This is a genomic window from Janthinobacterium leeuwenhoeki, from assembly GCF_051380795.1.
Classification (GTDB): domain Bacteria; phylum Pseudomonadota; class Gammaproteobacteria; order Burkholderiales; family Burkholderiaceae_D; genus Janthinobacterium.
Genome location: NZ_JBNYXT010000040.1, coordinates 1 through 18,881 on the forward strand (window position 1 = coordinate 1; position 18,881 = coordinate 18,881).

An 18,881-nucleotide genomic window follows, 5' to 3' on the forward strand; every position below is an offset into this window, starting at 1 on the left:
GTATTCAAGGTCGGAAAAGCTCTTTTGCATGATTGATGGCGAACAGTCAGGATGCCGTTATTGTCTCAGGTAGGTCCGCCGCAGGGAACGGTGTTTGATGAATAAATCAGTGGCTCCTTAGGGGAGTGCTGCGGCACGGCGGAAATAAATGGACCAAATTGGCAGGACGCAGGTGCATGCCGTCGTTGCAAGAATATTGTTGCCCAGCATTTATCAGGCTAACTAAACTTACATGAATGTCATGAGATTCCCTATCTTTACCTTGTTCGGTAAGTAGGCCGCCGCTCCTATTCAAGTGAAATTTCTGCCTGCCGCTTGACATTGCTGAATGTGACGACAATAATGTAGTCAAATTGATTACATAGGTTGTTGTCATGAAGATTTCGCTTGAATCACTGTTGCAGCGTCTCGTGTTGAAAGGCTCAGAGGCCGCACGTTCCACGTCCCCTGATCCCGGCACGTCGGCGCCAACCTCCATTCGCCTAAAACCGGCGACCAGGCATTTTCTCGACTGCCAATCGCTCGCTCTCAACACGTCGGTGCAAAGCGTGATCTCAATGATTCTGGATGGCGTGGCTGAAATGACGGTAGACAATACATCCGGAGCGCTACGCACTATTCGTGAACGATTTTTCTATTTGTTTCAGAGTCACGAGCTTGACCTTCCAGGCATCGTGAGTGTTATGAAGCAGCAGGGTTTCACGCTGTCCACGCTGGACAACCCAGCCCGTATACTTGATTTACTCGATCAAAAAGCGATTCGCCATTTAGCGGAAACTTTCTTTGTGCGCCCAGAATGGATAAGTGGCGCACGCAATTCGGTTATAGAGCTTGGAGTCGATGTACGCTGGTACAAGAATGTCTATGCTGCAGCGAAAAAACTGCTGAAATATGCGGAATTGGGATATCGGCCCCATGTCATGTTTCTACGACGGGAATACGCCAATTTCGCCAATGCTCGTGCCGACAATGATAGCGGCAAAGCTGATCCTGAACCAATCGGCGTAGCTGTTCGCCTCTATCGCTCAACGGACGACGGAGTAAGTTTTACGACATATGAAGTATGGAGTTTCGAGCGGTGGAACTACTGGCGCTGCCGCGAACAGATTAAACTTCTCATTGCATTTTGCGATCAGGCGCATCGCTTGATTTCCTATGCAGGCTATGAGTTGCCGAACGAAGACATTGAAGCATTGCAGGTATGTAAGGCAATGCCTGCAGTGATTATGAAGAAAATACATCAAGTTAGCTGGTATCCAGATGACTATGCGTGCCTGAGAGATAAAGTGACCAAGGAAACTGAAGATTGGCCACTGATTCAGAAACAGTACGAAGATGGCAAGTATGATCGCATGCTCAATGAGGCATTGTATGGTCAACCGGAATCGCCATTTTAAGTAGTTCATCAAGTAAAATCCTTATGATCTGGTGTCGCTGCAGGCCGTCTTGCTAGGCCACAGCGCTAACCACATAGGTGCTAGGGTCATAGGTGCTAGGGTCAGGTCCGCCTTTCAGACACGATCTCATCCTTCGCTGCCGATATCTGCCGCGACACTCCGGTGACAGATGGCGCGATGGGCTGGTATTAACGCCCAGATCGCGCCGGCGTGGCCGACCTGCCTCTTGCTGACTCTGTCCAGCATCGTTCTGGCCGGCTTGCCGCGCCGGATAATGGCCTCGACAATACGGTATGCCAATCAAGATATCGCCTAAAAAATACTGCTGTGCCTGCTTATCCTCAGCCCGGCCTGCTATGTCGCCGCATGCTGAGTGTTCTCCAACAGCCACAAGGAGGCGCTCTATCAAATCCAGACTGGCGATACGCGGCAAGCGGTGCTTGCCCGTTTTGGCGCGCCGACCCATGTGGAGCGTCCGGGAGGCTCCCCCAAACACTATCCCACCACCCCATGTGTGGCGCCTTGCGTCGAGCGGCTGTGGTTCGAGAACCGCTTGAATTCGGAGCTGGAGGTGTGGGCCGTAGAACTGGACCTGCATGACCGCTTGGTGAGTAATAAATATATGATATCGCTGTAGGCCGTTTTGCTAGGTCACCTCGCTCACCACATACCGGTACTTCCCCGACGCCTCCGCCGCGATCTCGTCGACTTCCTCGATGGCGATGTCGACCTGCGCGCCCAGCCTGGCCTGGAAGCCGGTGACGATGGCAGTGCGGGTGGGCTCGTCCAGGCGCGGCAGGCAGACCAGCAGCACGCGCGTGCGCAGCAGGGATTCCTGGATGATTTTAAAACTGCGCACTTGCGGCAGTTCGCGCACGATGTAGACGAGGGCCAGGCCGTGCATGACGCTGCCGTCCATGGCGGTAAGGAAATCCGTGCTGCGGCCTTCGATTTTTTGCAGCAGGGGCAAACCGCGTCCGCAGGAACACGGTTGCGTGCCCAGCGCGCCCACGTCGCCCGTGGCGTAGCGGATGAATGGGTAGTCTTGCGTAGCCAGGTGGGTGACGACGATGTCGCCCGTGGCCCCTGGCGGCAGCGGCTGGCCATTGCCATTGACGATTTCCACGATGATGTCTTCGGCCGTGATGTGCATGCCGCCTTCCGGGCATTCGTGGGCGATGAAGCCTGCGTCGCGCCCGCCGTAGCCGTTGGCGACGGGGCAGCCGAAGGCGGCGGCGATCTGCGCGCGCTGCTCGTCGTACAGGCGTTCGGCCGTGACGAACGCCACTTTCACGCCCATGCCGTCGAGCGGCAGGTTGTGCGCGCTGGCGTGGCTGGCGATGCGGCACAGGGCCGACGGGTAGCCGAACAGCATGCGCGGACGCCGGCGGCGCAACTGCTGGACATAGCCATCGAGGCGCGCGGGCGACATGGCAAACGCGGGCAGCAAGGCGCTGCGCAGCAGCGCATCGCGCAGGCGGCGCACGCGGTCTTGCGCCTGCAGCTCGATGGGCGAACCCCACAACACGGCTTCGCGGTCGCCGATATCGACGCCCCACCAGCGCGTGGCGCGCCACTTGGCGGCGATGTCGTGGCTGACGCGCCGTCGTCCGAGGAAGAACTGCAGCGGCTCGCCGCTGGAGCCGCCCGTGGCGAACGGGCGCAATCCCACGGCGCGGGCCGACTTGAAACTGTCGCGCGCGCTGGCGATATCGCGCTTGCGCAGCAGCGGCAGGCGAGACAGATCGCTCAGTTGCCTGACTTGGCCGGGATCGAAGCCGCTGCGGGCGAACAGGGCGCGGTAATACGGCACGTGGTCGCGCGCATGGCGCAGCAGATGGCGCAGGCGCGCCAGCTGCCACTGCTGCAGCTGCTCGGCGCTCCACCATTGCGAACGTTCCAGCCGGCGCAGCAGGCGCGCGCTGTGGTGGCCCTTGAGCCATTCATGCAGGGGAAACAGCCAGCGGGCCACGCAGCGCGTGTAGGCGCCGGGGCGCGGCGCGGCGCGGATGCGGCGGTAATGCGCGGCCAGCCGGGGTGCGATGCCGGGCCAGCCGAAAGTGGCGGCGTGCGCCAGGCCCGCATCTGCCAGCTGCCGCGCGCGCGGCGGGTCGCGCAGCAGCGCCAGGATGGCCTGCGCCATGGCGGCCGGCTCGCCGGGCGGCACCAGCAGCGCCGTCGCGCCGTCTTGCAGCAGGGCGGGGATGCCGCCCACGTTGGTGCTGACGACCGGCACGCCGCAGGCCAGCGCTTCGAGCACGGAATTGGGCATGTTGTCGGCCAGGCTGGGGTTGAGGACGATGTCGCTGGCCTGGTACAGCGCGGGCATGGCGGCGTTGTCGACAGGGCCGGCGAAGCGCACGGCAGCGTCCACGCCGAGCGACCTGGCCAGGCGTGCCAGCGCCGCGCGCTGCGGCCCGCCGCCGGCCAGCACCAGGCGCGCCGCGGGAAAAACCGCGCGCACGAGGGCAAACGCGCGCACGGCGCTGGCGTTGTCGTACAGGCTTTCCAGGTGGCGCGCCACGAGGATGCACGGGCCAGCATCGCTAGTCGCACGCGGCGCAGCCCTTGTAAAACGCTGCAAGTCCACCACGTTCGGCACGATGTGGGCCGTATGGCCAACTTGCTCGAAGACGCCGGCCAGGTAGGCCGAGGGCACGACGATGGCGCTGGCGCGGCGCAGGCTGAACGCCACCAGGCGCGGCGAGCGGGCCAAAAAGGCGGCCGCTTCGCCGCCCCGGTAATTGAGCAGGGCCGGTTTGCCTTTCAGGCTGGCGATCCACAGCGCGGGCGCTGCCTGCAAATGCCAGGACCAGCCGGAATTGGCCATGATGTGGAACAGGTCGACAGTATTGGCCGTGCGCCACAGCCGCCACAGGTGCACGGGCAGGCGCAGCGCGGCGCGCAGGTAGCGGATGCGCGCCAGCCACGGTGGCAGATGCGGCCCGTTGACGGCCAGCAGCTGCACTTGCGCGCCATCCTCGCGCAGCTTGCGCGCCAGTTGCTGCGTTTGATTCGCCATGCCGCCGGCCGGCGGTGGCAGCGGGCCAACCAGCGCGATGCGCAAGCCCGTAAAGATCATGGCTTCGCTCCCGCCGTTCCCGCTGCCGCCACGCGCGCATACACGGGCGCATAGCGGCCCACGCTGGCGCTCCAGCTGCGCTCCGTTTCGACGAAAGTGCGCGCCTGACGCCGCAGCGCCGGCCAGCTGGCGGGCGCCAGCAGCAGGTTCAATATCGCCTGCGCCAGCGCCTCGGCGTCGCCGGCGCGAAACAGCATGCCCGTCTTGCCATGGTCGACCAGTTCGCGGTGGCCGCCCACGTCGGACGCCGCCACGAGGCGGCCCTGGGCCATCGCTTCGAGCGGCTTCAAGGGCGTCACCAGCTCCGTCAGGCGCATCGGCAGGCGCGGATACACGCAAATGTCGACCAGCTGATAATAGGCGGCCACCTGCGCATGCGGCACTCTGCCCGCGAAGACCACGGCGTGCTCTATGCCTAATTGCGCCGCCAGCGCGCGCAGCGCCGCTTCCTGCGGCCCGCCGCCGGCCAGCAGCAGCCGCAGTGCCGGCTGCGCCGCCAGCATGCGCGGCATGGCGCGCAGCAGCAGGGCCAGCCCCTCGTAGGCATAAAACGAGCCGATGAAGCCGATCACCGGATGACCATCCAGACCCAGCGTGCGGGCCAATGCCGGATCATGAGAGGCATGCAAGGCGCCCGCATCGACGGCGTTCGGGATGACGGTGATTTTATGCGCGGGCACGCCGCGCGCGCACAGTTCGCGCCGCAAGCCGTCGCAGATGGTGGTGACGGCGTCGGCGCGGTGCAGCGCGTAGTTTTCCAGCGCCCGCGTGAGGCAGTAGCGCAGGCCGCCGGGCCGGCTGCTGCCATGGTCGGCGGCCGCGTCTTCCCAGAAGGCCCGCACTTCATACACGACGGGAATGCCCAGCGCGCGGCCTGCGTTGAGGGCGGCGATGGCGTTCAGGGCGGGCGAATGCGCATGCAGGATGTCCGGCTTGATCCGCTGCGCCAACCGGCGCAGGCGCACGGCCAGGCCGATGATGACAGCCAGTTGCCGCAGCACGGGCAGGCGCGCCCACCAGCGTGCATCGGGCGCCGTGCGGTAGAAATGCCAGCCGTCGACCAGCTGCTGCGCGCTGTCCGACGGTCCCTGCTTGGCACTGGTGAGCTGCGTCGTGTGCCAGCCCAGCATCCGCTGCTGCCGCAGGATGGCCAGGGTGCGGAAGGTGTAGCCGCTGTGCAGGGGCAGCGAATGGTCGAGGATGTGCAGGATGCGCATGGTTTTACTCCACTGCCATGGCCGGTGTGGGCGCCGGCGCCTGGCGGCTGTCGACTGGCAGCACCTGGCGCAAAAAGGCTTCGAACATCAGCAGCGCCCACAGCGGCGCGCTGTAGTCGCGCCGCCCGCTCGCGTGCTGATCGAGCAGCAGGCGCACGTAATCCATGTCGAACAGGCCGCATTGCGCCAGGGTGGGGCCCAGCAGCCGATGTTGCAGGCGCTGGCGCAGCGGGCCGCGCAGCCAGTCGGCCAGCGGCACCGAAAAGCCCATTTTCTGGCGGTACAGCAGGGTCTCGGGCAGCAGCGGGCGCAGGGCTTTTTTCAGCAGGTACTTGCCTACACCGCGCCGTAGCTTGAACTGCGGCGGCAGGCCGGACATCCACGCCACCAGTTCATGGTCGAGCAGGGGCGAGCGCACTTCCAGCGCATGCGCCATGCTGGCCCGGTCGACTTTCGTGAGGATGTCGCCGGGCAGGTAGGTTTTCAAGTCCAGGTACTGCACCTGCGACAGCGGATCTTGCGCGGGGCTGGCCAGCGCGTGGCGGCGCAGCACTTCCACGGCGCGGTAGCCGTGCAGGCTGCGCCGCAGCTCGGGGCTGAACAGGCGCGCGCGCATGGCGTCGCCCAGCAGGCTGACGCCGTGAAAATACGCATCCGTCGTATCGCGCGCAAGGCCCTCGAAGGTGGTCTTGGCGCGCAGGAAGCGCGGGGCCCAGTCGGCCTTCGGGTACAGCCGCCCCAGGGTGCCGAACAGCGACTGGCGCAAGCCGGCCGGCAGCAGCGGGTCCATCGCCTTGCGCACTTTTTCTTCGCGCGTGTGCAGGCGGTAGCGGCGGTAGCCGGCCAGGCTTTCATCGCCGCCGTCGCCCGAGAGGGCCACCGTGACCCGCTGGCGCGCCAGCTGGCAGACGCGGTAGGTGGGCATGGCGGAACTGTCGGCGAACGGTTCGTCGTACAAATTGGCCAGCAGGTCGATCAGCTCGAAGTCGTCCTGTTCCACCTGGCGCGCGTGGTGCGCCGTGGCGTAGCGGCGCGCCACCAGGTCGGCGTAGCGCGCTTCGTTCCAGGCCGGGTTGCCGAACGAGATGGAGCAGGTGTTGACGGGCGTGGCGCTGGCGCCGGCCATCAGCGCCACCACGGCGCCCGAATCGACGCCGCCCGACAGGAAGGCGCCGAGCGGCACTTCGGCCACCATGCGGATGCGCACCGCTTCGCGCAGGCGCGCCAGCAATTCGTCGGCCGCCTGCGCCTCGCTGGCGGGCGGGTTCGGCGTGAACGGAATGTCCCAGTACGGTTGCGGCGCGGGCAGCGGCTGCCCCGCGCGGATGGAGAGGGTATGCCCGGGCGGCAGCTTGCGCGCGTGCTGGAAGATGCTGCGCGGCTCGGGCACGTAGCCGTAGGCGAAATACTCTTCCACGGCCAGCGGGTCGAGCGCGCGCGGCATGGCCGGATGGGCGAGCAGGGCTTTCAGTTCGGAGCCGAACAGCAGGGTGCCGTCCTGCGCCTCGCCGTAATACAGGGGTTTGACGCCCAGGCGGTCGCGCGCCAGGAACAGCAGATGACGCCGGCGGTCCCACAGGGCGAAGGCGAACATGCCGCGCAGGCGCTGCACGCATTGTTCGCCCCATTGTTCCCAGGCGTGGACGATGACTTCCGTGTCGCTGCTGGTGCGAAACGCGTGGCCGAACTGGCGCAGTTCGGCCATCAGGCTGCGATAGTTATAGATTTCGCCATTGAAGACGATGGCGATGCTGCGGTCGGCGTTGAACAGCGGCTGCTGGCCGCTGGCCAGGTCGATCACGGACAATCGCCGGTGCGCCAGGCCCAGTCCCGGCTCGCGGTGCAAGCCCCCTTCGTCGGGGCCCCGGTGGCGCAGGCTGTGGTTCATGCGCGCCAGCAGCAGCACGTCGATGTCGCGCTGGCCCTGCAAATCAAAGATGCCGCTGATGCCGCACATGGGAGGCCTTTCAGGGAGTGATGGACAGGGGAGCGGGCTGGCGCGCGCCCGTCAGGCGGTCGTACACGGCCAGGTAGGCGCCGGCCATGGCGGGCAGGCTGTGCTCGGCCAGCACCTGGCGCCGCCCGCGTGCGCCATGGCGCGGTCCCAGTTCGGGCATGCTGTAGTAGTCGAGCATGGCGTCGGCCAGCATCTCGGGCGATCCTGGCGGCACCAGGGTGCCGCTCCAGCCCGACTGCACCAGTTCCGCATTGCCGCCCACTTGGGTGGCGACGATGGGCAGCCCCGTCGCCATCGCTTCGAGGATGGTGTTCGAGCTGCCTTCGGCCAGCGACGGCAGCACGAACAGGTCCATGGCGCGCAGCAGTTGCGCCACGTCGTCACGCGCGCCGGGCAGCCAGGCAAGATGGGCCACGCCGGCCTGCTGCAGCAAGTCCAGGCAAGCTTGGCGGCACGGCCCGTCGCCCACGATGATCAGGCGCAGGCGCGCGCGGGCGCCCGGCTGCGCCAGCAACAGCAGGAAGGCGCGCACCAGCGAGGCGTGATCCTTGACTGTTGCCATGCGGCCCACGCTGCCGATGACGAAGGCGCCGTTGCACAGGAAGCCGGGCGGTCCCACGGCGGCCGGCGGTCCCAGGCGCGGATGGAATTGCACGCTGTCGACGCCATTGCCGATGTGCGACACCTGCGTGGGCGCGACGCCGATGGCGTCCACCAGCCATTGCCCCAGGTCGGCGCTGACGGCGATGAAGTGCTGCACCAGCGGCAGCATGCATTTGCGCAGCAGCCGGTATGTGCAGCGGGTGCCGTGCAAGTCGCTCATGTCGCGCCCGTGTTCGCCATGCACGCGCAGGCGCACGCCGGCCAGACAGGCCAGCAGCTGCGCTTCGAGGCAACCCAGGTTGCGCGTGTGCACGAGTGCCGGGCGCAACTGTTTCAGCACGCGGTACAGGCGCAGATAGTGGCGCCAGTCCTTGCCTTCGCGCTTGCCCAGGCTGATGACAGCGACGCCGGGTGTGGTCAGGCGCTGGCGAAACGCGGTGGCATTCTTCAGGCAGACGATGGCGTGCCGGTAGCGTTCCGGCGGCAAATGGTTGATCAGGTTGACCAGGCCGTTTTCCAGCCCGCCCACGTCGAGCTGGTGGATCACGTGCACGATCAGGGGAGCGGTGCTGGCCGCTTCCATGCCGCCGGCATCGAGGTCAAGGGCCATGCGGCAACTCCTGCAAGCGTTGTTCGATGACGGGCAGTGCCGCCTGCAAGAACGCTTGCAGGTGCGCGCGCGGTGGCGGCGCCAGCTCGTCGTAGGCGGCAAAGACGATGATGTCGGCGCCATCCTGTCGCCTGCCCAGCAGCTTGGCTTGCGCCAGCAGCAGTTTCACCAGCACGGGTCTGGCCGTGACGATGCCGCCCTGGCGGTACACGCGCCACACCAGCAGGCGCTCGCCGCCGTAGGCCAGCACGCTTTCGCGCACGCCCAGGCTGCCGCCGTCCAGGTTGACATGCTGCATGCGCTGCGCCAAGGGCGTCCAGCGCGCGCCATATGGCGCGGATAGATGCGTCAGCAGTTCGGCATCGCGCGCCTGGCGCGCATACCAGTGCAGTTGCAGCCCCACCGGCGCGCCGTTGCCGTCCAGCCCCGCATACGTGGCGGCAAACCGGGCGGGCGCGCCCGCAGACGGCGCCTGCCATATCGGCGCTGCGGGCAGGCGGCGCCAGGCGGGCGGATCGGGCAAGGCCAGCACAATGGCGGGCAAGGTGGCGCTGTCGTCGCGGTGGCTGGCCAGTGCCAGTGCCGGCCACAGGGCCGCCAGCAGCAGGCAGGCGACGCTGGCGCGCACGGCGGCGCGCGGGCTGGCCGCGCCGGCGATCTGGCGCACGGGCTGAGCAGGCGGCACGGCGCGCACCAGCGGCAACTCGCGCCAGCGCGCGGCCAGCCAGAACAGCAGCAGCGCCACCAGGCCAAAGAACAGCCAGCCATAGATCAGGTGATCGACGCCCACGGCCAGGCGCATATTGCTCAGGTGGCCCAGCATCACGATCAGGTAGGCGCGCACGCCATTGGCGAGGATGGGCACGAGCAGCGCGGCGGCCATGACGGCCAGGCGCCGCCGCGTGCTGTGGAAGTTGACGTGGGCGAACAGGGCGCCTAAGGCCAGCGCGGCGATCAGGTAGCGCAAGCCGCTGCAGGCCTCCACCACCGACCAGTTCCCGCTGGGCAGCGAAAAATGGCTGCCATCGCGAAACACGGGCACGCCCGTCCATTGCAGCGCGGTAACGGTAAAGGCGGCCGTGAAATCGATCAGGGGATCGAGGAAGACTTCGCCAAACGGCACGGCGAGAAACAGGTAAGCCAGCGGAAAGGCCAGCAGGCGCACGGCCGGCCAGCCGAGGATGGCCAGCACGCAGGCGGGCAGCATGGCCGTGGCCGCATATTGTTCCACCACGGGCACGTTGGCGGCGTCGGCCAGCAACCAGGCCAGGCCCAGCGCGCCCAGCATCAGCAAACCCTGCCGTGACGGCTGGGGCGCCAGCGCGGCCAGGCGAGCACGCTGGCGCCAGGCCAGCCAGCAACTGATGGGCACGATCAAGAAACCGTGCGCGAAGGTTTGCGAGCGCGACCACAATTCCAGCATCGACCAGAAAGTGGCGTGGTACAGCAGCACGACGGCGGTCAGGGCCAGCAGCAGGAGCATCAAGGCTTGCTGCTGGCCCTGGCCGTGCGGCCAGACGGCCGCATCCGGCAAGCGGGCCACCTGCTCGAGTTGCAGACTCATGTGGATATCTCCCGCACGGGCAGCACAGGCGCGGCGGCGCCGCTGGCAGGCGTAGCCGCACCGGTTTCGGCCGCGGCCGGCAGGCCCAGCATGGCGCCCAGGCCGCGCAGATTGCGTTCCCAGTCGTAATCCTGCAGGACCAGTTGGCGCGCCGCCGCGCCCATGGCCGTGCCGCGCTCGGCATTGCGCAGCACGCGCGCGGCATGGTGGATGAATTCGGCGTCGTCGCGCGCCAGCAGCAATTCCAGGCCCGGCTGGGCGGCGATGCCTTCCAGCGCTTGCGGCGTGGCCAGCACGATCTTGCCCATCGCCATCGCTTCCAGCACCTTGTTCTGCACGCCGCGGGCGATGCGCAGGGGCGCCACGGCCAAGGCCGCGCCGGCCAGGTAAGGCCGGATATCGGTCACCTTGCCTGTCACCACCACGCCGGCCACCCTGGCCAGCGCCATCACGGCGGGCACGGGCGCGCTGCCGACGATATAGAACTGCAACTGGGGAAACTGGCGCCGCAGGGCGGGCCAGACGCGGCGCACGAACCATTGCACGGCGTCGATGTTTGGCCAGTAATCCATGGCGCCCGTAAACACCAGCGCCTGCACGCCGGGCCGATACACGCCGGGCTGGGCCGGCATGGGCGTGAAATACGCCGTGTCGACGCCGTTATTGAAGTAACCTGTCTTGCGCCGCGCCATCGGTGCGCACTGGCGGAACAGGGCCGCTTCGGCCGGCGAGACGAAGCTGGCGGCCGTAAACTGCTGGGCGATATGGCGCTCGTACTGCAGCAGCAGCTGCGCTTCGCGCCGGTACAGCTGCGACATGGGCCAGGGTTTGCTGTCGCCGTACTGGCGCCATTTGTCGGAATCGACATCGACGAAATCGATCACGCGGTGCAGGGCGCGGCCCGCGCTGCCGTCGATGTATTGCGCCATGGGACCTGAAAAGGCCAGCGCGTGGCGCACCTTGTCGCCCGACAGCAAGCCGTCGACCCATTGCAGCAGCCGTGCATCGCGGTAGTACTGCACGCTCATGGCTTGGCGCGACAGCAGCGCCTGCATGGCGCGCCAGCGGGCCGTGCCGCGCCGCAAGCCGATGAAGCGCGTGCTGGCGCACAGGGCGGCCACGCTTTTCGCGTGCTGCCAGTCGTCGTCATCGTCGATGAAGCAGCCCAGGTGCACGCGGAAATGCCGGCTCAGGTATTGCAGCATGTGCCACGAGCGTATCTTGTCGCCCTTGTTGGGCGGATACGGCAGCCGGTGGGCGAGGAATAAAAGTTCACGCATGGCGGCTCCCGTCGCTTAGCCCAGCTGCCGCACGATGTGCGGCCCCAGCAGGTTGGCCAGCGGTAGCGGCAGGCGGCGCCAGGCGCGGATGAACAGCGCAAATTGCGGATTCAGGGGATTGACGTCCGGCAAGGCCTTGGCGCGCACGAGCTGGTAGGCATACGGCAGCGGCTGCGGCGTAAAACCCCAGTTCTTCTTGAAGTCCCAGGCACCTGTCCCCAGCTTGCTGCGGCCGAAATCGAACAGGCGGTAGCCGCGCGCGCAGGCGCGGCGCATCGCTTCCCAGTACATGAAGTCGTTGGCGCCCGTGCTGCGCGCCAGCACGCTGCCGCCGGCATAATATGGCAACACTTCATCGCGGAAATAGAACAGCAGCACGCTGGCCTGCGCCTGCTGGCCGTGGTACACGGTGAGTATCTCGCAATCGTTGCCAAACACCATGCGCAGCAGGGCAAAATGGCGGCGCGCGAAGACGGGCGTGCCCAGCCGGTGTACGCTGGCCGCGTAGATCGGGTAGAAACGGTTGAGGTCATGGTCGATGGCGCTGTGCAGCCCGCCCGCCATGGCCTTGCGCACGACGGCGCGCTGCTTGCGGGGTATCGCCAGCAGATTCTGTTCGGCATCGGGATGCAAGGGGCGGCGGAAGGTCGCATACAGGGGTTTCTGCAGCCAGGACGCGTCCGCATTTTCCGACACATTTCCCTCCACCTCGCGCCAGCGGTATTCCAGGTGTCCCACGCCGAGGCGCCGGGCCAGCGCCTGCGCGGCACTGTCGAGGGCCTGCCGCACGGCCACGCTGCCGCCGGCGATGCCGCCGTACACGCAAAAGGGCAGCGAGACGAGGGAGGAGCCGAACAAGCGGCTGCGCAGATGGGCCAGCGGCAGCACGCCGGCGATGCGCCCATCCTGTTGCGCGTACAGGAAATAGCTGTCGTGCTTGAAACCTTGCTGCAGGATGGTGTGCCAGCCGGCGCGGTGAAAGAAGGTCGCTTCCGGGCACGTGTCGACAAAGGCGTCCCAGCGCGCATGTTCGTGCGGCTGCAGGGGCAGTACGGCGATGGCGGCGCGGGACTGTACCGGGTCGGGAGCAAGACTGGCCTCGTGCATCATGTGCTTTCCAGAAAAATACGGTCCATGCGGTCCCAGGAGAAATCGCGCGTCAGGCGTCCCAGCCGCGCCTCCATGCGCCCCAGGTTCAAATAGTGGCGAAAGCGCGTCCTGGCATCGAGGCCGGGCGGGCGTGGCTGGCCGGGATCGAGTTCCCAGGGATGAAAATAGAATATGCCAGCTTGCCCGTCGCGCGAATTGATGCGTCGCAAAAGCCAGCGCGACAGTGCATACGGCATCAATCTGAAGTAACCGCCGCCACCGGCCGGCAGGTTGCGCCCGCGCAAGCGCACGGTGCTGACGGGCAGTTCCAGCATGCCGTGCGGCCCCCGTGGACGCCAGGCGAAGCGGGGAGCATCGGGCATGCCGTAATGGTCGTGGCGGATCGGGTAGATGCTGGAACTGTAGCGGTAGCCGGCCTCCTGCAGCACGTCGAAGGCCCACAGATTGGCCGCGCCGATGGAAAAGCTGGGTGCCCGGTAGCCATGCACGGCCAGTCCCGTTATTTGCTCCAGGATGGTCTTACTGTGGCGCACATCCTCGGCAAACTGCGCGGCCGACTGCTCGCAGGCGCGCAGGTGCGCATAGCCGTGGCTGGCCACTTCGTGTCCGGCGGCCGCCACGCGGCGCAGCATGGCCGGATAACGCTCGGCGATCCAGCCCAGGGTAAAAAAGGTGGCGTGGATGCGCCGCGCGTCCAGCAGCAGCAGGATGCGCTCGATATTCGCTTCGACCCGGCATTCCAGGCGGGGCCAGTCGGCGCGCGCGATGTGCGGCGCAAAGGCGGACACCTGGAAATAGTCTTCCACGTCGATGGTCAGCGCATTGCGCAATATCAAAGAGGAAGGCGGTGGCGTCATGGCGTGCCCCGGCGCGCCGCCAGCCAGGGCGCGATGACGGCGGCGATGCGCTCGGCTGCGTGGCCATCCCACAGGGGCGGAAGCCGGCCCCGCTTGCCACCCGTGTCCAGGATGCCCCGCGCCAGCGCCAGGATGGTTGCCGGCTGCGTGCCGGCCAGGGTATTCGTGCCAGCGCTGACGGTGACGGGCCGCTCCGTATTGTCGCGCAGGGTCAGGCAGGGCACGCCCAGGGCCGTACTTTCTTCCTGGATGCCGCCCGAATCCGTCAGCACCAGGCGCGCCTCTTGCATCAGTCCCAGCATTTCCAGGTAGCCCAGCGGCGGCAGGCAGACGATGGCATGCCGCGCCAGCAATGGCTCCAGGCCCGCCAGGCGCAAGCGGGCCAGGGTGCGCGGATGGATGGGAAACAGCAGCGGCAGCTGTGCTGACAACTGCCCCAGCACCTGCAGCAGCGCTGCCAGTTGTTCTGCGTCATCGACGTTCGACGGCCGGTGCAAGGTCAGCAAGCCATACGCGGGCGGGCAGGCGTGGCCGTGGGCGCGCAGGGTGGTGGCAGGCTTGACTGCGCGCGGCAGCTGTTGCCGCAGGCTGTCTATCATGACGTTGCCCGTGAAGTGGATGCGTTCGGGGGCGACGCCTTCGCGCAGCAGGTTGGCGCGCGCGCCTTCCTCGCAGGTCAGCAGCAGGCTTGATAATTGATCCGTCAGCACGCGGTTAATTTCCTCGGGCATGCGCCGGTCGCCGCTGCGCAGACCCGCCTCGACATGGATCACTGGCGTGCCGCGCTTGGCCGCCACCAGCGCGCAGGCCAGGGTGGAGTTGACGTCGCCCACCACCAGCACGCCATCGGGCGCCAGCGGGGGCTGCCCGTCGAGCACGGCGTCGAAGCGGCGCATGATCTCGGCCGTCTGCTGCGCGTGGTTGCCGGAACCGACGTCGAGGCAGATATCGGGCGGGCGCATGTCCAGGTCCGTAAACAGTTGTCCGTTCATGGCCGTGTCGTAATGTTGACCGGTATGCAGCAAGGTCACGCGCACGCCAGGTGCATGGCGGGCCAGGGCGGCCAGGATGGGCGCCATCTTCATCAGGTTGGGGCGCGCGGCCACCACGCACAACAGGTGCGCCGGTGCGGCGGACGCAAGAGAGGGAGAGTACATGCTGCGGCCTCCTTAGAATTGCATGGTGAGCGTGGCGCTGACGCCGTTTTCGCGGTAGCTGCCGCCGCGGTTGCTGGCGTGCCGCGTATGCCGCACGTCGATGCTGGCCGTCATGTTCGGCTGCAGGATGCGGGTATAACCGCCCGTCAAGGTGATGTTGTTGTCGCGCCGGGGCACGCTCAGCGAGCGCACGCTGGCGTAGCCGGCATTGACATTGACGCTGGTGCGCGAGCTGGCTTGCCAACTCCAGCCCAGATTGGCGCCGATCTGGCGCGTGCGTTCTTCGCTGCCGAACTCCACGCCGGGCAGCAGGCCGCTGTCGATGCCGCTGGCCGTTTGCGCCGTGCGGTCGACGGCCGTCATGCCGGCGATGATCGTGCTTTTCGCCGTGGCGCGCGCCATCGTCAGCTTCAGCTGCTTTTGCAGGAAATAGCGGTGACTGAAGTAATTGATGGCGCCCCGTTCCGGCCCCAGGCTGTTGGCGTAGCGCAGGAAGGCATTGATGCGCAGGCGCCGGTCGCGCGCGTTGGGAAAGATGCCGCGCCACAATTGATCGAGCAGCCGGCCCGCGTCGCGGTCGCCCAGGCGCGAAAACTGCGTGAGCATGGTGGTGATGTTTTCGCTGTAGTTGAGTTGCCAGTTGGTCTGGCGCTGCAGGAAAGTGGCATCCAGGCTGTAGGTGGTGCCAAAGAAGCGCTTGGCCGCGCTGAAGGCCACGCTGGTGCGCGGCGACGGCGTCCACACGCCGCCCAGCGACCAGAAGCGGCCCGCCGGCGCCTTGCCGGTGGACGACAGATAACCTTCCTTTTCCATGCCGCCGCTGGCCGTGGCCGCCCATTGGCTGCTGAAGGGATAGCGCAGGCCCACGCTGCTGCGCTGCATGCGCACGGGGGCCAGCTTGCCATCCTGCGTGCGGCGCACGTCGTGGCTGGCGTTCCAGCTCCAGCCCTTGCCGCGCGGCTCGCCGCTGAGCAGCAATTCCATTTCATCGCTGTGCACGGATAGCAGTGCGCCGCCGCTGGCTACCGTATTGCGCGTGTAGCGCAGCTCGGCCGTGGCCAGGCTGCGGAAACGGTGGCGCAGGTAGGGGCTGATGCCGGTGGTGCGCACGCTGCTGGCATTGTCCGTGCCGGGCAGCTCGGCTATCAGTTGCGGGCCGAACGGCGAGATGTTGCGCCGGCTCACGCTGGCATCGGCATCGATAAAGAACCAGTCCTTGACCAGCTCGGCGTCGGCCGAGGCATGCAGTGCGTGCTTATCCGTATCGGCACGCTGGCCCGAGAGGTATTTGTGCCAGCTGTAATCGAGGTGCACGCGCAGGCGGGGGCCCGTGCCGATGAGGGCGATGGCGGGCGCGATGTCCGTGATGAAGTCCGATTGCGCCTGGCCGGCGGGCGCGCGCAAGGCATTGTCCGTATAGCTTACACGCTGGCGCAGCGACGGTTTCACCAGCCAGTCGACGGCGCCGGCCGGCATGGGCAGCAGCAGGGATAGCAACGGCAGCAACGGCAGCAGCGGCGATGGCGGCGGCCCCCGGCGGCTAATCGTAATAGCCATAGCCGTAGTAGTCGTTGCCGGGGAACGATTTGGTTTTGTTGTAGATCAAATGTATGTGTTCGCACGACTCGATCTGGCGCAGCGCTTCCTTGACGGCGTGCTGGGTCGTCGTTTCCGCCTCGACCACCATCACCACCTGTCCCATCTGTCCCACCAGCGCATGCGCCTCGCTGGTGATCAGCAGGGGAGGCGAGTCGAAGACGACGATGCGGTCGCCATAGCGGCTGGCGATTTCGGCCAGCAGCCGGCTCATGGCCCGGCTGGCCAGCAATTCCGTCGCGTGCTTGTTGCTGCGTCCGGCGGGCAGGATGCTCAGGTTGGCCACGTTGGTTTTCAGGATCACGTCCCCCATGGCCAGTTGCGGGTCGAGCAGCACGTCCATCAGCCCCGGCTCGGGCGGCAGGCCCAGCACTTTCAGCACGGACGGACGCGCCACGTCGGCATCGACCAGCAGCACCGTGATATCCATTTCCATGGCGATGCTCATGGCCAGGTTGATGGCGCAGTAGGTCTTGCCTTCGCCCGGCATGGCGCTGGTGACGACGATCAGGTTGCCGTGGCGGATGGCCTCGGCGCCGCTGGCGCGCGCCTGGCGCAGCAGGGGGCGTTTGATGATGCGGAAATCCTCGGCCACCGAGCTGCGCCCGCCATCGTGCGTGAGCATGCCTTGCTCGGCCAGCCGGGCCAGGTTCAGGGGGCGGTAGCGGGGCGACTGGGCCGCTGCCGCGCCATCCGCACCCTGCGCAACATAAGGCACGCTGGCCTCGGCCACGCCCAGGATGGAGGGTTCCTGCATGCCGCTGTTCTTGCTGCTCATCGTCGCTCCCGTGGCGTGGTCTAGAATTTCAGCAGCGCGGCCGTCATGACCCCGCCGTACAGCACGAACAGGCTGCCCAGGCAGGCGCCGAAGCCATAGCGGGCGCGGCGGCGGCGCACTTGCTGCAGCGCCGTCCAGTTCATCGATACCGTGCCCAGTACGTTCAAGCCCGTCGCGTCGCGCAGTTCGGAAGGACTGAGGAAGGTGGGGCGCACCTGGCTGATCAGGAGGGCCGTGGCGGCGCCGGCCACCAGGGCCGCGCCCAGCGCTGCGGAAAATAGCAGCGGGCGGTTCGGGCCGACGGGCGCATATTGCACCGTGGGCGGGTCGATGATCTTGAAGGCCATCATCTCGGTGGTGGAACTGAGCTCGCCCGACAGCTTGGCCGCTTCGCGCCGGCCGATCAGCTTTTCATAGTTTTCCTTGTTGATGATGTAGTCGCGGTTGAGCTGCGCCAGCTGCGATTCCACCTCGGGCACGGCATTGCTCTGCGCCAGCAGGCGCTCGTTACGCGCGGTATATTCCTGCACGCGGGCGCGGATGGCGGCCACCTTGGCGTCCGCGTCCGTCAGCGCCACCTTCAGTTGCTGCAGCATGGGGCTGTAGTTCTTGCCGGGGTCGCCGGCCGCCGTTTTCAGCTTGCTTTCCTCGATCTTGCGTTCTTCCAGCTGGGCCACCAGGCGCTTCGAGGCGATGATGTCGGGATGCAATTCCGTAAATTGCATGCGCAAGCTGTCCAGGTTTTTGTTGAGCGAGGCGATGCGCTCGTCGAGTTCGGGATTCGTGATGGCCGCCGCGTTCGGTTCCAAATCGAGCACGGGCTCGTCGCCCTCGATCTGGCTCAGGATGGCCTTGCGCGCTTGTTCCGCCTCGACCAGTTCCAGCTTGGCATTGTTCAGGCTATCGGACGACATCAGCAGCTGGCTGCCATAGTCGATGCCCTGGCGCGGCAGCAGCAGGTTGTTGCGGATCTTGAATTCCTTCACCAGGTTTTCCGCCGCGCTCAGCTTGTCCTCGTAATTCTTGATCTGCTCGTCAATGAATTGCACCGCCTTCTGCGTATCACCTTTCTTGCCCTGGAAACTGCCTTCGACAAAGATGGTCAGCAGGCTTTGCACGACGTCGCGCACCAGCTTCGGGTCGCGCCCGCTGTAGCTGATGGTGTAGATGTCATACGCGTTGGTGCCGGTGATCTTGATGCGGCGCATCAGCTCATCCAGCCGGGCCTCGTGCTCGCGCACGGTCTTCGTGTCCAGGTCGAGGTCGACCATGCGCATGACGCGCTCCACATTCGGGCGGCTGAGCAGGGTGCGGCTCATGATGGCCACCTGCTGTTCCGTGTTCGGCACGCTGGTCATGCCGGCCATCAGCGGCTTGAGGATGGTTTGCGTATCGACAAACACGCGCGCCGACGTCTGGAAGTCGTCGGGCAGGGTGATCACCCTGATGAAGCCGACGATGCCTACCAGCCACGCCACCACGACCGCATGCCAGCGGTACTTCCAGATGCCTTTCAGGCTGGAAAGTAGCTGCTGTATCAATTCTTCCATGTCGCTTCCTTCAGGTAACGGTGCTGGACGATAGATGAGCTGGCGACGGCTCTTGCAAGAAATGCTTGTCTGTCGAGTAAGCAAAGTATAGGGCGGCTGTGAGGCAAGATTTCCCAAGATGAT

The 18,881-nt window shown here is 66.1% G+C and carries 13 protein-coding genes; 1 reads left to right on the plus strand and 12 read right to left on the minus strand.

Annotation, left to right across the window (positions count from 1 at the left end):
• The first annotated feature begins 374 nt into the window (after positions 1-374).
• Positions 375-1,397 carry a hypothetical protein gene (locus ACQ4WS_RS22385; protein WP_436479213.1) on the plus strand — a complete coding sequence of 341 codons (1,023 nt, stop codon included), beginning with the start codon at positions 375-377 and terminating at the stop codon, positions 1,395-1,397.
• 646 nt (positions 1,398-2,043) lie between these two features.
• On the opposite strand, the gene ACQ4WS_RS22390 is transcribed toward ACQ4WS_RS22385, so the two are convergent.
• The 12 genes from ACQ4WS_RS22390 to ACQ4WS_RS22445 are packed head-to-tail and all read right to left on the minus strand — an operon-like array spanning position 2,044 to position 18,758.
• The gene (locus ACQ4WS_RS22390) at positions 2,044-4,479 is read right to left on the minus strand and encodes a glycosyltransferase (protein ID WP_436479214.1); all 2,436 of its coding nucleotides are present in this window, start codon (positions 4,477-4,479) and stop codon (positions 2,044-2,046) included.
• On the minus strand, positions 4,476-5,696 hold the full coding sequence (locus tag ACQ4WS_RS22395) for a TIGR04063 family PEP-CTERM/XrtA system glycosyltransferase (protein WP_436479215.1): 1,221 nt from the start codon (positions 5,694-5,696) through the stop codon (positions 4,476-4,478). Before ACQ4WS_RS22395 ends, ACQ4WS_RS22390 begins: the two co-directional genes overlap by 4 nt.
• A 4-nt stretch (positions 5,697-5,700) precedes the next feature.
• Positions 5,701-7,653, minus strand: coding sequence for an XrtA/PEP-CTERM system amidotransferase (locus ACQ4WS_RS22400; RefSeq protein WP_436479216.1), 1,953 nt, complete (start codon positions 7,651-7,653; stop codon positions 5,701-5,703).
• A gap of 10 nt (positions 7,654-7,663) precedes the next feature.
• Positions 7,664-8,866 (minus strand): TIGR03088 family PEP-CTERM/XrtA system glycosyltransferase, encoded by a 1,203-nt coding sequence (locus tag ACQ4WS_RS22405; protein ID WP_436479217.1) that lies wholly within the window; start codon positions 8,864-8,866, stop codon positions 7,664-7,666.
• Positions 8,856-10,430 carry an exosortase A gene (gene xrtA, locus ACQ4WS_RS22410; RefSeq protein WP_436479218.1) on the minus strand — a complete coding sequence of 525 codons (1,575 nt, stop codon included), beginning with the start codon at positions 10,428-10,430 and terminating at the stop codon, positions 8,856-8,858. Before xrtA ends, ACQ4WS_RS22405 begins: the two co-directional genes overlap by 11 nt.
• A complete protein-coding gene (locus tag ACQ4WS_RS22415) occupies positions 10,427-11,710 on the minus strand; it encodes a TIGR03087 family PEP-CTERM/XrtA system glycosyltransferase (RefSeq protein WP_436479219.1) in 1,284 nt (427 codons plus the stop codon). The genes xrtA and ACQ4WS_RS22415 overlap by 4 nt, the downstream gene beginning before the upstream one ends.
• A 15-nt stretch (positions 11,711-11,725) precedes the next feature.
• Complete coding sequence (locus ACQ4WS_RS22420; protein WP_436479244.1) at positions 11,726-12,817, minus strand: FemAB family XrtA/PEP-CTERM system-associated protein; 1,092 nt, start codon at positions 12,815-12,817, stop codon at positions 11,726-11,728.
• Positions 12,817-13,677 carry an XrtA system polysaccharide deacetylase gene (locus tag ACQ4WS_RS22425; protein ID WP_436479220.1) on the minus strand — a complete coding sequence of 287 codons (861 nt, stop codon included), beginning with the start codon at positions 13,675-13,677 and terminating at the stop codon, positions 12,817-12,819. The genes ACQ4WS_RS22420 and ACQ4WS_RS22425 overlap by 1 nt, the downstream gene beginning before the upstream one ends.
• Positions 13,674-14,834 (minus strand): non-hydrolyzing UDP-N-acetylglucosamine 2-epimerase, encoded by a 1,161-nt coding sequence (gene wecB / locus ACQ4WS_RS22430; protein ID WP_436479221.1) that lies wholly within the window; start codon positions 14,832-14,834, stop codon positions 13,674-13,676. Before wecB ends, ACQ4WS_RS22425 begins: the two co-directional genes overlap by 4 nt.
• A gap of 12 nt (positions 14,835-14,846) precedes the next feature.
• A complete protein-coding gene (locus ACQ4WS_RS22435; RefSeq protein WP_436479222.1) occupies positions 14,847-16,391 on the minus strand; it encodes a TIGR03016 family PEP-CTERM system-associated outer membrane protein in 1,545 nt (514 codons plus the stop codon).
• A complete protein-coding gene (locus ACQ4WS_RS22440; RefSeq protein ID WP_436479223.1) occupies positions 16,375-17,208 on the minus strand; it encodes an XrtA-associated tyrosine autokinase in 834 nt (277 codons plus the stop codon). Before ACQ4WS_RS22440 ends, ACQ4WS_RS22435 begins: the two co-directional genes overlap by 17 nt.
• Positions 17,209-17,228: 20 nt before the next feature.
• Complete coding sequence (locus ACQ4WS_RS22445; RefSeq protein WP_436479224.1) at positions 17,229-18,758, minus strand: XrtA system polysaccharide chain length determinant; 1,530 nt, start codon at positions 18,756-18,758, stop codon at positions 17,229-17,231.
• Positions 18,759-18,881: the final 123 nt, after the last annotated feature.

What these genes read in the sequence shown, in the direction of transcription:
- ACQ4WS_RS22385 (WP_436479213.1), top strand. Translation starts at nt 375, where the DNA reads ATGAAGATTTCGCTTGAATCACTGTTGCAGCGTCTCGTGTTGAAAGGC.
- ACQ4WS_RS22390 (WP_436479214.1), bottom strand. Translation starts at nt 4,479, where the DNA reads ATGATCTTTACGGGCTTGCGCATCGCGCTGGTTGGCCCGCTGCCACCG.
- ACQ4WS_RS22395 (WP_436479215.1), bottom strand. Translation starts at nt 5,696, where the DNA reads ATGCGCATCCTGCACATCCTCGACCATTCGCTGCCCCTGCACAGCGGC.
- ACQ4WS_RS22400 (WP_436479216.1), bottom strand. Translation starts at nt 7,653, where the DNA reads ATGTGCGGCATCAGCGGCATCTTTGATTTGCAGGGCCAGCGCGACATC.
- ACQ4WS_RS22405 (WP_436479217.1), bottom strand. Translation starts at nt 8,866, where the DNA reads ATGGCCCTTGACCTCGATGCCGGCGGCATGGAAGCGGCCAGCACCGCT.
- xrtA (WP_436479218.1), bottom strand. Translation starts at nt 10,430, where the DNA reads ATGAGTCTGCAACTCGAGCAGGTGGCCCGCTTGCCGGATGCGGCCGTC.
- ACQ4WS_RS22415 (WP_436479219.1), bottom strand. Translation starts at nt 11,710, where the DNA reads ATGCGTGAACTTTTATTCCTCGCCCACCGGCTGCCGTATCCGCCCAAC.
- ACQ4WS_RS22420 (WP_436479244.1), bottom strand. Translation starts at nt 12,817, where the DNA reads ATGCACGAGGCCAGTCTTGCTCCCGACCCGGTACAGTCCCGCGCCGCC.
- ACQ4WS_RS22425 (WP_436479220.1), bottom strand. Translation starts at nt 13,677, where the DNA reads ATGACGCCACCGCCTTCCTCTTTGATATTGCGCAATGCGCTGACCATC.
- wecB (WP_436479221.1), bottom strand. Translation starts at nt 14,834, where the DNA reads ATGTACTCTCCCTCTCTTGCGTCCGCCGCACCGGCGCACCTGTTGTGC.
- ACQ4WS_RS22435 (WP_436479222.1), bottom strand. Translation starts at nt 16,391, where the DNA reads ATGGCTATTACGATTAGCCGCCGGGGGCCGCCGCCATCGCCGCTGCTG.
- ACQ4WS_RS22440 (WP_436479223.1), bottom strand. Translation starts at nt 17,208, where the DNA reads ATGAGCAGCAAGAACAGCGGCATGCAGGAACCCTCCATCCTGGGCGTG.
- ACQ4WS_RS22445 (WP_436479224.1), bottom strand. Translation starts at nt 18,758, where the DNA reads ATGGAAGAATTGATACAGCAGCTACTTTCCAGCCTGAAAGGCATCTGG.